Source organism: Microbispora sp. NPDC046933, from assembly GCF_040644635.1.
Classification (GTDB): Bacteria; Actinomycetota; Actinomycetes; order Streptosporangiales; family Streptosporangiaceae; genus Microbispora.
Genome location: NZ_JBEYWW010000023.1, coordinates 51,519 through 64,299, shown reverse-complemented (window position 1 = coordinate 64,299; position 12,781 = coordinate 51,519). Strand labels below are relative to the sequence as shown.

The window sequence follows — 12,781 nt, the reverse complement described above, 5'->3', positions numbered from 1 at the left end:
ACAAACGGTCCATGTCCGAGCTAACGCTGCTGCTGATCCGGCTCGCCTTCCTGGCGGTGCTGTGGTTCTTCGTGATCGCCGCGGTCGGCGTCATCCGGACAGACCTGTTCGGTCCGCGTACGGCTCCCGCGCCCGCACGCAAACCGGCCAAGCAGCCCCGACCGGTTTCCAAGCCCAAGAAGGGCGAACCCCGCCAGCTGATCGTCACCGGTGGCCCCCTGCAAGGGACCATCATCAACCTCACGGAGACGCCAATCACCATCGGCCGGGCGAACGACGCCACGCTGGTTCTCAGCGACGACTACGCTTCGAGCCGGCACGCCCGGCTCTTTCCCCAGGACGGCCAGTGGATCGTGGAGGATCTCGGCTCCACGAACGGCACGTACCTCGAACGCTCGAAAGTGACCCGCCCGACCCCGGTGCCCCTCGGAGTTCCGATCCGCATCGGCAAGACCGTCATCGAATTGCGCAAATGACCATCGCACTCCGCTACGCCGCTCGCTCGGACGTCGGGCTCCTCCGTGAAGGCAACGAGGACTCGGCGTACGCCAGCGGCCGCCTGCTGGCCGTCGCAGACGGCATGGGCGGGCATGCCCACGGCGAGGTGGCCAGTTCGGTCGCCATCGCCGCACTGTCGTCCCTCGACCGGGACGCCTTCGGCGGTGACCTGCTCAGCGCCATCGAGGCGGCGGTCCGGGACGCCAACCACCAGCTGCACGCGATGGTGGCCCGCGACCCGAGCCTGAAGGGCATGGGCACCACCCTCACCGCGATGCTCTGGAGCGGCTCACGATTCGCCCTGGTCCATGTGGGCGACTCCCGCGCGTACCTGCTCAGGAACGGCGAGCTGTACCAGATCACGCACGACCACACGCTGGTGCAGTCCCTGGTGGACGACGGGAGGATCACCCAGGAGGAGGCCGCCAACCATCCCCAGCGCTCGATCCTGCTGCGCGCGCTGGACGGGAGCGGCGAGGTCGACCCCGACCTGCAGGACCGGGAGGCCCAGGTGGGCGACCGTTACCTGCTGTGCTCGGACGGCCTGTCCACGGTGGTCAGCGCCGAGACCCTGCATCACACCCTGACCACGATCGACGATCCCGAGGACGTCGTCCGGCAGCTCATCGACCTCGCCAATCGCGGCGGCGGGCCGGACAACATCACCTGCGTGGTCGCCGACGTGATCGAGGTGGACGACCTGCAGCCGCCTCTGGGGGCGGCGGCGGTCGTCGGCGCGGCCGGCTCGGGCCGGGTCCGCTCGGCGCCGCCCGACACCCCCGCGGGCCGGGCCACCACGGTCACCGCGCCCCAACCCGTGATCACGGACGACGACCTGGACGACGAACCCGCGCGCGAGGCCCAGGCCTCCGCGCGGCGTTCGCGCAAAGGCCGGTCGGGCCCGAAAGCGGCCGTCGGGGTGCTGGTCGTCGCCGCCGCTCTCGGAGTCGGCGGCTATTTCGGCTACCAGTGGACGCAGAGCCAGTTCTACATAGGCGCCAAGGGGGACGAGCTCGTCGTCTTCCAGGGCGTCGACGCGGAGGTCGGGCCGGTGTCCTTCAAGAAGGTCGCCTACACCGAGCACGTGCGCGTCTCGTCGCTGCCGGCGGTGCAGCAGGACCAGGTCCGCAGCGGCATCCCGGTCGACGACCTCCAGGCCGGGATCACCAGGATCAAGAGTTTCGGCGCCTCGGCGACCCCCACGACGGACACCGAGGCGACACCGACCCCCACGAGGTCCGCTAAGTGACTGCTGTCGAAGCCACGCCCGTACCGATGACCGCGAAGAGGCGCGGCGCCCAGCTGGGCATGCTCGCCTTCGCCGTACTGATCGTGATGGGCGCGTACGCCAGCGTCGGGCTCGGGATCAACGGCAAGGTCCCGTCCGGCATGCTCGGCTACGGCCTCGGCCTCGGCGGTCTGATGCTCGCGGCCTACCTGGTGCTCGCCAAGTGGGCACCGTGGGCCGATCCCCTTCTGCTTCCCCTCGTGACGCTGGTCAACGGCATCGGCCTGGTGATGATCTACCGGATCGAGCAGACGGGCCAGGTGGGCGCCTCAGCCACCAACCAGCTCATGTGGACGGCGCTCGGTGTGGTGATGTTCTCCGCGACCCTGATCGTGTTGAAGGACCACCGTGCCTTGCAGCGCTTCACCTACACCGCGGGCTTCGCGGGAATCGTGCTGCTCATCCTCCCCGTGCTACCGGTGGTCGGCACGGAGCACTACGGCGCCAGGATCTGGATGAACCTCGGCCCGTTCTCCCTGCAACCGGGTGAGTTCGCCAAGCTGGCCCTGGTCGTCTTCTTCGCCGGCTACCTGGTGGCCAAGCGCGACGTGCTGGCCCTGGCCGGGCGCCGGCTGCTGTTCATCGACCTGCCCCGCGCCCGCGACCTCGGCCCGGTCCTGATCACCTGGGGCGTCAGCATCGCGGTCCTCGTCGCCGAGAAGGACCTCGGCACCTCGCTGCTGCTGTTCGGCGCGTTCATCGCGATGCTGTACATCGCCACCCAGCGCACCTCCTGGGTGCTCATCGGGCTCCTGCTCTTCGTCGGGGGCGCCGTCCTCGCCGGGCAGATCTTCAGCCACGTCCAGGCCCGCTTCGACGGCTGGCTGCACGCCGACTCGACCGAGGTCTACGGAGCCGGCACCAGCTACCAGCTCATGCAGGGACTGTTCTCGATCGGCTCCGGCGGCATCCTCGGCACCGGCCTCGGCCAGGGCTACCCGAGGGAGATCCCCTTCTCGTTCTCCGACTTCATCTTCGACGCCGTCGGCGAGGAGCTGGGCCTGACCGGCCTGATGGCCATCCTGATGATCTACGCCCTGATCGTCGAGCGGGGACTGCGCACGGCCCTGACGGCCCGCGACCCGTTCTCCAAGCTGCTGGCCGGCGGCCTGTCGTTCATCCTCGCCTGGCAGGTGTTCATCATCGTCGGCGGCGTGACCCGGCTGATCCCGCTGACCGGTCTGGTGACGCCGTTCATGTCCGCCGGAGGGTCGGCGCTGCTGGCCAACTGGATGCTCATCGCCCTGCTCATACGGATGTCCGACGCGGCCCGCCGGCCGCCACCGCAGGCGATCCAGGACGAGGGACTGACCCAGGTGATGCAGCGATGAACAGCACACTCAAGCGCGTCTCCGTGGCCTGTCTGCTCATGTTCGGGCTGCTCATGGCCAACGTGACCTACCTCGGGGCCGTGAAGGCCGACGACCTGCGCAACGACTCGCGCAACGTCCGGATGCTGTACTCCCGCTACAAGGTCGACCGCGGCTGGATCACGGCCGACAACGGCAAGACCACGCTGGCCAAGACCGTCGACACCGGAGACCCCAAGTTCCGGTTCGAGCGCGAGTATCCGCTGGGCAAGCCGTTCACGCACGTCGTCGGCTGGTTCGCGCCGGAGAGCGCGTCGGGCATCGAGGCCGCGATGAGCCGCTACCTCGACGGCAGCCACCCCGACCTGGTGGTCCGCCGGGCCATCGACATGGTCAGCGGCAAGCCCGCCAAGGGCGCGAGCGTCGACCTCACGCTGAACACCAAGGCCCAGGAGGTCGCGTACAAGGACCTGGCCGGCACCGGCAAGCGCGGCGCGGTCGTCGCGCTCGAGCCGAAGACCGGCAAGATCCTGACGATGGTGTCGGTGCCGTCCTACGACCCGAACCCGCTGGCCAAGGCGAACAAGGAAACGGTCAACAAGGCGTACAACAAGCTGGACAAGGACGACAACAAGCCGCTGCTCAATCGGGCCATCGACCTGACGTTCGCCCCGGGGTCCACGTTCAAGACGGTCACCTCGGCGGCCTACCTCAGCGACGACTCCTCACGGGACGAGAACACCCAGGTCGACGCGCCCGACTCGCTGCCGCTGCCGGGCACGAGCATCTCGCTGCCCAACTACCACGGCGAGTCGTGCGGCGGCCGGGCGACGCTGGTGCAGGCGCTCACGATCTCCTGCAACACGCCGTTCGCCATCATGGGCATGGACGTCGGCTACGACAAGCTCAAGGAGCAGGCCGAGAAGTTCGGGGTCGGCCAGCCGCTGGAGATCCCTCTCGGCGTCGCGGCCAGCAACATCGGCCCGGACGAGGGCAAGGCGGCCCTCGCCAAGACCGCGATCGGCCAGCAGAGCAACCAGATGACCCCGCTGCAGATGGCGATGGTCGCGGCCGGCATCGCCAACCAGGGCACGGTCATGAAGCCGTACCTGGTCAACAAGATCATGGGACCGGACGGCGCGGAGATCGACGGGACCGACCCCGAGGAGCTGGACGAGGCCGTCACCCCGGAGGTGGCCGGCGAGCTGACCAAGATGATGATCAGCGTGGTCGAGCACGGCACCGGCGGCGCGGCCAGGCTTCCCGGGATCACCGTGGCGGGCAAGACGGGCACGGCGGAGACCCTGCCGGGCAAGCCGTCGCACGCGTGGTTCATCTCCTTCGCCCCGGTCGACGACCCGAAGGTCGCCGTGGCGGTCTTCGTGGAGTCCGGCAGCGCCGGCAACGACGCCACCGGCGGCGCGGTGGCCGCGCCGATCGCCCACGACGTCATGCAGGCGGTGCTCGGACAGTGACGGAGACGGTGCTCGGCGGGCGGTACCGGCTGACCTCCCCCATCGCCGCGGGCGGCATGGGCGAGGTCTGGCGGGCCGACGACGAACTCCTCGGCCGGGAGGTGGCGATCAAGCTGCTCGGCCGCCATGTCGCGGGCGACGCCACCTTCCGCGACCGGTTCCGCTCCGAGGCCAGGATCACCGCCGCCCTGACCGACCCCGGCATCGCCCAGGTCTTCGACTACGGCGAGACCGACGGCCTGGCCTACCTCGTCATGGAACTGGTGAGGGGCGAGCCGCTGTCGGCCATCCTCGCCCGCAACGGCGCGCTCGGGCCGGACGTCACGCTCGACATCGTCCAGCAGACCGCCCGGGGCCTGCACGCGGCCCACCGGGCCGGGGTGATCCACCGCGACGTCAAGCCGGGCAACCTGCTCGTGACCGAGAGTGGACAGGTCAAGATCACCGACTTCGGCATCGCCCGCGCGCTGGAGGCCGCGCCGCTGACCGCGACCGGCACCATCCTCGGCACCGCCCAGTACGTGAGCCCGGAGCAGGCGTCCGGCACCACCCTCACCCCGGCGAGCGACATCTACTCGCTCGGCGTGGTGGCCTACGAATGCCTCGCGGGCCGCCCGCCGTTCACCGCGGAGACCCCGGTGGCGCTCGCGCTGCGCCACCTCAACGACACGCCCCCGCCGCTGCCCGGGAACGTGCCCGCGCCCGTGGCGGCCCTCGTGACGGCCATGCTGGCCAAGGACCCCGCCGCGCGGCCCGAGACCGGGCCGGTGCTCCTCGACAGGGTGCGGGTGCTGCGTGAGACCCTCGCGGGCACGGCGGCCTCGACGGCGGTCCTCGGTTCGCTGACCGACCCCCGGGGCTTCCCGGCGGCAGGCGGTGGCGCGGACCACGCCACTCCTCCGGCCGTGCCCGGCCTGACCGCGCCGTCGGGTCATTCACCGGACCCTACGCAGAGCCAGGGCGCGACGCGTCCCGGCGCCACCGCGCCGCTCGGTCCGGTCCCGGCCTCCCCTCGCAGGGCTCCCGCGGGCGTCCCCGGCGCCCGTACGCGGCGCCCCGGCGGCCCGGAGGGGCCCGCCGGCGGGCGGCGTCGCCGGACGACCCTGCTCCTCGCGACGGCCGGTTGCGCCGCCGCGGTCGGCATCGGGGTCCTCGCCTTCGCCGCCAGGACCGGCGAGGCGCCGCCGGACCCGGGTGAGACGGCCGCGCCGGTCTCACCGTCCCCCTCGCCGTCGCCATCGCCGTCGTCGGCGCGAACGCAAAGGTCAGAGGTTCCACGGACGCATCGGCCGACCGCTCCGGCGACGTCGGACGAGCCGAGCGCCGTTCCGTCGGCTACCGTAAGCAGGTCGGCATCAACCACCCAGACGCCCACACCGGCTTCGTCCCCGACCTCGACCCCGACTCCGACGTCCACCCCGGCCACGGAAACCAGTGAGACTCCGCTCCCGACGGAAGCCCCACCCGACACGAGCCCTCCGGATGCGGGGGAGTGATGAGGAGAGGGGTCGATGATGGAGACCGGTGGCACCCCACGATGAACGGCAAGGGACAGTGCAGGAAATGACTCAGCCACGACTACTCGGCGGACGCTACGAGCTGGATGGCGTCGTGGGGCGTGGCGGCATGGCCGAGGTGTATCGCGCCCGGGACATCCGGCTGGACCGTGTCGTCGCCATCAAGACGCTCCGCTCCGACCTCGCCAGGGACCACACGTTCCAGGCGCGCTTCCGGCGTGAGGCGCAGTCCGCCGCCTCGCTCAACCACCCGTCGATCATCGCCGTGTACGACACCGGCGAGGACATGATGGACGGCACCCCCGTGCCGTACATCGTGATGGAGTTCGTCGACGGGCGGACGCTGCGCGACCTGCTGCGCGCCGACCGGCGGCTGCTGCCCGAGCGGGCCATGGAACTGGTGGACGGCATCCTGCGGGCGCTGGACTACAGCCACCGGGGCGGCATCGTCCACCGGGACATCAAGCCGGCCAACATCATGTTGACGGTCAACGGCGAGGTCAAGGTCATGGACTTCGGCATCGCCCGGGCCATGGCCGACTCCGCCGCCACGATGACCCAGACCGCCCAGGTGATCGGCACCGCGCAGTACCTGTCCCCCGAGCAGGCCCGCGGCGAGCGCGTGGACGCCCGCAGCGACATCTACTCGACCGGCTGTGTGCTGTACGAGCTGCTCACCGGGCAGCCGCCCTTCACCGGCGACTCCCCCGTGGCGATCGCCTACCAGCACGTGCGGGAGGACCCCATCCCGCCGTCGCGGATCGACCCCGAGATCCCCCAGTGGGCCGACGCGATCGTGCTCAAGGCGATGGCCAAGGACCCGGTCCACCGCTACCAGAGCGCCGCGGAGATGCGCGGCGACATCCAGCGGGCCCTGTCCGGCATGCCGGTCGACCCGCAGACGATGGCGATGGCCACCCAGCAGTACAACGGGTACGGCGCGGCGGACCGCACGCGGACGATGACCACGGCCGGCGGCGCCCCCATGACGCAGAGCACCCGCGCCGTCCCCGACTACGAGTACGGCCAGGAGGAGCGCGGCGGCGGCCGGTACGACGGGCGGCGGCGCAGCGGCGGCGGCAACAGCACGCTGAAGACCGCCCTGTGGATCCTCATCCCGCTGCTGGTGATCGGTGCCATGGTCGGCGTCGGCTACGCCTTCCTCGGGTCCGGCGGCTCCTCCACGGCCGACAAGGTCGAGGTGCCGCGGGTGACGAACCAGACGAAGGCGGCGGCCCAGAAGGCGCTGGAGGGGGCCGGGTTCAAGGTCGCCTTCGGGCCGGAGGAGTTCAACAGCGACGTGCCCAAGGGCTCCGTGGTGAGCACCGACCCCGCCTTTGGCGAGCAGGCCGACCGCGGAGCCACGGTCACCGTCATCGTGTCCAAGGGCGAGGAGAAGGTCACCGTCCCCGACGACCTGATCGGCAAGACGCCGGAGGAGGCCAGGACCGAACTGGAGGCGCTGGAGCTGAAGGTCAGCATCGTGCCGAAGGCCTCCACCAAGGAACAGGGCAAGGTGTTCGACAGTAACCCCAAGCCCGGAGAGAAGGTCGAGAAGGGCGCCCTGGTCCGGCTGTACGTGCCCAAGGAGATGACCGAGGTGCCGAGCGTCGTCGGCCTCACGCTTGAGGACGCGAGTCAGACGCTGAAGGGCGCGGGCTTCAGGGTCAAGACGTCGGAGCAGCCGAGCGACGTGGTGCCGCAGGGCAACGTGATCGACCAGTCGCCGCAGGCGGGGACCAAGCTCAACCCCAACACCACGATCACGCTGACCGTCTCCAGCGGGCCGCAGCAGCAGGAGACGCCGACCCAGCCGCCGGTGCAGAACGAGCCGACGGACTCGCCGACCGGCGACGACACCGGGGGCGACAGCGGGGGCGGCGTGGACATCGGAGGGCCCGGAGACGGCGGCGACAACCCGTTCGGCAACTAGACGAGATGGGTGGACGGCGGTCACCGCGAGGCGGTGGCCGCCGTCGGCGTTTCAGAGGCGTTTCGGAAGGCGTTTCGGAAGGCGTCTCGGGGGCGTCTCGGGGGCGTCTCGGGAGCACTGCCGCGACGCGGACGGCCCGACGAACAGCGCGGACGAACGGCGCGGGCATGAGGAAGGGCTTCCGCCACTCGGGGGCAATGGCGGAAGCCCTCACTCTTGTAGTCGTAACGAGAGCGGAAAGCGTTACACGATCTGCGCGAGCCAATTTCCGAGCAGCCGATGGCCGTGCTCGGACACGACCGACTCGGGGTGGAACTGCACGCCCTCGATGGGGGCGTCGCGGTGGCGCAGGCCCATGATGACGCCGTCCGGGGTGGTGGCCGTCACCTCCAGCGCGTCCGGCACGGTGCCGGGGACCACGGCGAGCGAGTGGTAACGCGTCATCGTGACCGGCGAAGGAAGCTCCCGGAACACGCCCCGCCCGTCGTGGGAGATCAGGCTGGTGCGGCCGTGCATGAGCTCGGGCGCGCGGTCCACCACGGCCCCGTACGCCACGGCGATGGCCTGATGGCCGAGGCAGACCCCGAGCAGCGGCAGGCCGCGCTCGGCGCAGTGCCGGACGAGGGGCACCGACACCCCGGCCGCCTCCGGCGCGCCGGGGCCCGGCGACACGAGCACGGCGTCGAAGGCGTCGGCGTCGCCCACGGCGACGTGGTCGCGCGGCCGTACGTCGCAGTCCGCGCCCAGACCGCGCAGATACTGCACGATCGTGTGCACGAAGCTGTCGTGATTGTCGACCACGAGCACCCGGATCGGGCTCATAGCTGTCTCCCGCTTGACCGGGGTGGCTGGGTGTGCCAGAGCGGAAATCGGACTTTCAGCGTACGGCAATCCCGCATGGGGGATCGCCCCGGCGGCTCCGCGCCGACTATCCTTGCTCGGGACTTCACCGCCACAGCGATTACGCTATTGACACCAGCCCGCACGACCGCGCGGGTACCCACCAGGAGAAGCTCCCGTGCCCAAGTCGAAGACCCGCAAGAAGGCCGTCTACACGCCGCCGCAGAAGGCGCAGACAGTCAAGGTCAGCCCCCGTTGGCTCGCCCCCGTCATGGTGGCCTGCTGGATCATCGGTATCGCCTGGATCGCGGTCTACTACATCGCGCCGAGCGTTCCCGGCATCTCCGCCCTGGCGAACTGGAACCTGCTGATCGGTTTCGGGCTCATCATCGTCGGCGTCGTGCTGTCGACCAAGTGGCGTTAGGGCGCTTTCCCAAAATCTTTCCACAGCTTTTATCCACAGCCTGTGGGCAGCAGGCGATGAGCGGCCCCTGCGGCGGGTTCGGGCCGGACGGCGAACCGTCCGGCCCGGCCGCAGGGAGGGTCAGCTTCGGCCGAGCATCTCGGCGGTGAGGATGTTCCCGCCGAGGCCCCAGCCGCCGTCAGGCACCTCTTCGACGAGGACCAGGGTGGTCGCCCGGGCCCGCTCGCCGTACACGCCGACGTAGGCGTCGGTGACGGCGTCGATGAGCTTCTTCTTGGACTCGGGGGTCAGGGTGTCGGCGGGCACCTTGAGGTTGGCGAACGGCATGGTCATTCCTTCCGTTGATTTCGAGATTTTGATGTGATGTCGGTTCAGGGTGCGGCGGGCGTCAGACGATGCCGCCGTTCGCGCGCACGACCTGCCCGTTGACCCAGTGCCCCGCGGGGCTCGCCAGGAAGGCGACGACCTCCGCGATGTCCTCGGGGGTGCCGAGCCGTTCGAGCGGGGGCTGCTTGGCCATCCGCTCGATCGTGGCCTCGTCCTTGCCGTCGAGGAACAGCTCCGTGGCGGTCGGGCCGGGCGCCACCGCGTTGACCGTGATGTCCCGACCCCGCAGCTCGCGGGCGAGCACCAGCGTCATCGCCTCGACGGCGCCCTTGCTGGCGGCGTACGCCCCGTAGGTGGGCGGTTGCAGGCCCACGATGGACGTGGACAGGGTGACGATCGCGCCGCCGCCGCGCACGCGGCGCGCGGCCTCCCGCGCCATGACGAAGGTGCCGCGGATGTTGGTGCGGTGCAGGGCGTCCAGGTCGGCGAGGTCGAGGTCGGCGATCGGGGACAGCGACAGGCGCCCCGCCGAGTTGACGACGACGTCGACCCCGCCGAACTCCTTGTCCGCCGCGTCGAACATGGCCGCGACCGCGTTCTCGTCCGCGACGTCGGCCTGCGCCGCGATCGCCCGGCCGCCGGCCGACGTGACGGCGTCGACCACCTCGGCCGCGGCCGCGGCCGATCCCTGATATCCCACGACGACGGCGAAGCCGCGGGCGGCCAGCGTCGTCGCGATCGCCCGGCCGATCCCACGGGAGCCGCCGCTGACGACGGCCACGCGCTGATCACTCATTGGAGAATCCCCCTCGGATATCACCGATATGTACTGCTCGTATCGGCGTTACGACACAGACGCTAGCACGCTCTCCATATCAACGCTAGCGAGGGTCCGTATCATGGTTACATGGCAGGTGCGGAGACCCTACGCGCGGCGATGATCGAGGCCGCCGAGAAGCAACTGGCGACGTCCTCGGACAACGACATCGCCACGCGGGCGGTCTGTGAGGCGGTCGGCGTGACCCAGCCCGTGCTCTACCGGCTGTTCGGCGACAAGCGGGGGCTCCTCGACGCCGTCGCCGACCACGGGTACGAGCGCTACGCGGCGCTCAAGGCCGCGCAGGAGCAGACGGCCGACCCGGTGGCCGACCTGCGGGCCGGCTGGGACGGCCACATGGCGTTCGCGCGGGAGAACCGGGCCCTCTACCAGCTCATGTTCACGCCTCGGCCGTGGTCCCGGTCCACGGCTCGCGACCGGGTGTTCGAGCTGCTGGAGGCGACGCTCGTACGGTGCGCGGCGATCGGCGCGCTGAAGGTCGAGCCGCCGGTCGCCGCCCGGCTGATCCTGTCCGCGAGCGTCGGAGCCGCGCTCGACCACATCGCCGGCCCCGAGCTCTTCGACGACCCCGCGCTGTCCCACCGCATGCGCGACGCCGTGTTCGCGCACGTGCTCACCGAGGCGACCGTGCGGGAGGACGCCGATCCCCTCCGCGAGGCCGCGCTGCGCCTGCGCGCGCAGCTCGACCTCGCCGGCACCGACGCCCTGGAGCCGGTCGAGACCGCCCTGCTCCGGCGCTGGCTCGACCGCATCACCGCCCCTGGCGGGGCCACGGGGAGCGTCAGGTGAAGGCGCCCTCCAGGCGCAGGCCGTACGGCGGGAGCATGGTGAGGAGCAGGACCAGCGCCACCAGCACCGCGGCGGCGACGCCGGCCTGCACGAGGGTGCGGTTGCGCGGCGGGGCGTAGGCGAAGCCGGCCGCGACGATCGTGCCGGTCACGAGCCCGCCGAGGTGGCCCTGCCAGCTGATGCCCGGCACGACGAACGTGAGCACCACGTTGATGCCGATCAGCCACAGGGCGCCGCGGGCGTCGTATCCGAGCCTGCGGGCGACGACGAACAACGCGCCGAACAGGCCGTAGATGGCGCCGGAGGCGCCGACGGCCCACGTGCCGAACAGGTAGATGGCGACCGAGCCGCCGAGCGCCGACAGCAGGTAGAGCGCGGCGAACCGGCCCGAGCCGAGCCTGCGCTCCAGTTCGGGACCGAGCGCGTAGAGCGCCCACATGTTGAACAGGATGTGCCAGAACGACGGCGGCGGGGCGTGCAGGAAGGCGCTGGTGATCAGCCGCCACCACTCGCCCAGGTAGACCCATGCCGACGACATGGCGAACCGCTGGACGACCTCGTCCGGGCGCAGGACCTCGGCCGCGTACGCGAGCACGTTGAGGATCAGCAGGGTCCACGTGACGCGGGGAACGGCCACGGCGGCGCCGCCGAACGTCGCGCGGGCCTGCCGCACCTCGCGACTGCCGTCGCGGACGCACTCGGGGCACTGGTGGCCGACCGCGGCCTCGCGCATGCAGTCGGGGCAGATCGGGCGTTCACAGCGCTGGCAGCGGACGTAGGTCTCGCGCTCGGGGTGCCGGTAGCAGGTGGGTACGGCTTGCGCCCCCGGCTGCGGGGGCGGCGGAGGCTGGGAGGTCATGGGGTCCTTTCCTGGGCGAATCCCGGTGTGGGGGCGCATCCACGAGCCAGCCTATAAGCCGGAAACGCCCCGGCCGCGTGTTCGCGCGGCCAGGGCGTCTCCGGATGCGGCGTCAGGACCGCTCGATGGTGACCTCTTCGAGGACCACGTCGTTCACCGGCCGGTCGTTGCGACCGGTGGAGGTCATGGCGATCGCGTCGACCACCTCCGTGCCCTCGATCACCTCACCGAAGATCGTGTGCCCCTGGTTGAGGTGCGGCTGGGGGCTCACCGTGATGAAGAACTGGGAGCCGTTGGTGCCCTTGCCGAACCGCTTGCCGGCGTTCGCCATGGCGAGCAGGTAGGGCCGGTTGAACTGGTTCTCCGGGTGGATCTCGTCGTCGAAGCTGTAGCCGGGGCCGCCGACGCCCTGCCCGAGCGGGTCGCCGCCCTGGATCATGAAGCCTTTGATGACGCGGTGGAAGATCGTGCCGTCGTAGAGCTTGGCGTTCGTCTTCTCGCCGGTCTCCGGGTGGGTCCACTCCCGGGTGCCCTCGGCGAGTTCGACGAAGTTGCGCACGGTCTTCGGCGCCTTGTTGGGGAACAGCTGGACGCGGATCGTGCCGTGGTTCGTGCGCAGATTCGCGATGAGGTTGTCAGCCACGAGGGCCGCCCCCTTTGTTAGCTCGTGTTAGTTGTCCGGT

The 12,781-nt window shown here is 70.6% G+C and carries 13 protein-coding genes; 8 read left to right on the top strand and 5 right to left on the bottom strand.

Features of this window, described 5'->3' with window-relative positions:
* Positions 1 to 11 precede the first annotated feature (11 nt).
* From ABZ857_RS28010 to pknB, 6 genes are all read left to right on the top strand, one after another.
* Positions 12 to 476: an FHA domain-containing protein gene (locus tag ABZ857_RS28010; protein ID WP_346228714.1), complete on the top strand. Its 465-nt coding sequence runs from the start codon at positions 12 to 14 to the stop codon at positions 474 to 476.
* Positions 473 to 1,747 carry a Stp1/IreP family PP2C-type Ser/Thr phosphatase gene (locus ABZ857_RS28005; RefSeq protein ID WP_357048135.1) on the top strand — a complete coding sequence of 425 codons (1,275 nt, stop codon included), beginning with the start codon at positions 473 to 475 and terminating at the stop codon, positions 1,745 to 1,747. Before ABZ857_RS28010 ends, ABZ857_RS28005 begins: the two co-directional genes overlap by 4 nt.
* Positions 1,748 to 1,773: 26 nt before the next feature.
* On the top strand, positions 1,774 to 3,117 hold the full coding sequence (locus ABZ857_RS28000) for an FtsW/RodA/SpoVE family cell cycle protein (RefSeq protein WP_357048132.1): 1,344 nt from the start codon (positions 1,774 to 1,776) through the stop codon (positions 3,115 to 3,117).
* Positions 3,114 to 4,571 (top strand): penicillin-binding transpeptidase domain-containing protein, encoded by a 1,458-nt coding sequence (locus ABZ857_RS27995; protein ID WP_357048129.1) that lies wholly within the window; start codon positions 3,114 to 3,116, stop codon positions 4,569 to 4,571. Before ABZ857_RS28000 ends, ABZ857_RS27995 begins: the two co-directional genes overlap by 4 nt.
* Positions 4,568 to 6,067 carry a protein kinase gene (locus ABZ857_RS27990; protein ID WP_357048126.1) on the top strand — a complete coding sequence of 500 codons (1,500 nt, stop codon included), beginning with the start codon at positions 4,568 to 4,570 and terminating at the stop codon, positions 6,065 to 6,067. The genes ABZ857_RS27995 and ABZ857_RS27990 overlap by 4 nt, the downstream gene beginning before the upstream one ends.
* A gap of 67 nt (positions 6,068 to 6,134) precedes the next feature.
* The gene (pknB, locus tag ABZ857_RS27985; RefSeq protein WP_357048123.1) at positions 6,135 to 8,021 is read left to right on the top strand and encodes a Stk1 family PASTA domain-containing Ser/Thr kinase; all 1,887 of its coding nucleotides are present in this window, start codon (positions 6,135 to 6,137) and stop codon (positions 8,019 to 8,021) included.
* Between the two features lie 243 nt (positions 8,022 to 8,264).
* Here pknB and ABZ857_RS27980 read toward each other — a convergent pair whose 3' ends face one another.
* Complete coding sequence (locus tag ABZ857_RS27980; protein ID WP_357048120.1) at positions 8,265 to 8,843, bottom strand: gamma-glutamyl-gamma-aminobutyrate hydrolase family protein; 579 nt, start codon at positions 8,841 to 8,843, stop codon at positions 8,265 to 8,267.
* Between the two features lie 196 nt (positions 8,844 to 9,039).
* Here ABZ857_RS27980 and ABZ857_RS27975 point away from each other — a divergent pair, with 196 nt between their 5' ends.
* Positions 9,040 to 9,285 (top strand): cell division protein CrgA, encoded by a 246-nt coding sequence (locus ABZ857_RS27975; protein ID WP_357048117.1) that lies wholly within the window; start codon positions 9,040 to 9,042, stop codon positions 9,283 to 9,285.
* 120 nt (positions 9,286 to 9,405) lie between these two features.
* Here ABZ857_RS27975 and ABZ857_RS27970 read toward each other — a convergent pair whose 3' ends face one another.
* Both ABZ857_RS27970 and ABZ857_RS27965 read right to left on the bottom strand, forming a co-directional pair.
* Entirely contained in the window at positions 9,406 to 9,612 is a 207-nt protein-coding gene (locus tag ABZ857_RS27970) for a 4-oxalocrotonate tautomerase family protein (protein ID WP_357048114.1), read from the bottom strand.
* A gap of 61 nt (positions 9,613 to 9,673) precedes the next feature.
* On the bottom strand, positions 9,674 to 10,408 hold the full coding sequence (locus tag ABZ857_RS27965; protein WP_357048111.1) for an SDR family oxidoreductase: 735 nt from the start codon (positions 10,406 to 10,408) through the stop codon (positions 9,674 to 9,676).
* A gap of 111 nt (positions 10,409 to 10,519) precedes the next feature.
* On the opposite strand from ABZ857_RS27965, the gene ABZ857_RS27960 reads away from it, so the two are divergent.
* Complete coding sequence (locus ABZ857_RS27960) at positions 10,520 to 11,239, top strand: TetR/AcrR family transcriptional regulator (protein ID WP_357048108.1); 720 nt, start codon at positions 10,520 to 10,522, stop codon at positions 11,237 to 11,239.
* Here ABZ857_RS27960 and ABZ857_RS27955 read toward each other — a convergent pair.
* Both ABZ857_RS27955 and ABZ857_RS27950 read right to left on the bottom strand, forming a co-directional pair.
* The gene (locus tag ABZ857_RS27955) at positions 11,232 to 12,098 is read right to left on the bottom strand and encodes a rhomboid family intramembrane serine protease (RefSeq protein ID WP_357048105.1); all 867 of its coding nucleotides are present in this window, start codon (positions 12,096 to 12,098) and stop codon (positions 11,232 to 11,234) included. The two genes, ABZ857_RS27960 and ABZ857_RS27955, sit on opposite strands and share 8 nt — an antisense overlap.
* A 112-nt stretch (positions 12,099 to 12,210) precedes the next feature.
* Positions 12,211 to 12,741 carry a peptidylprolyl isomerase gene (locus tag ABZ857_RS27950; RefSeq protein ID WP_357048102.1) on the bottom strand — a complete coding sequence of 177 codons (531 nt, stop codon included), beginning with the start codon at positions 12,739 to 12,741 and terminating at the stop codon, positions 12,211 to 12,213.
* Positions 12,742 to 12,781 lie beyond the last annotated feature (40 nt).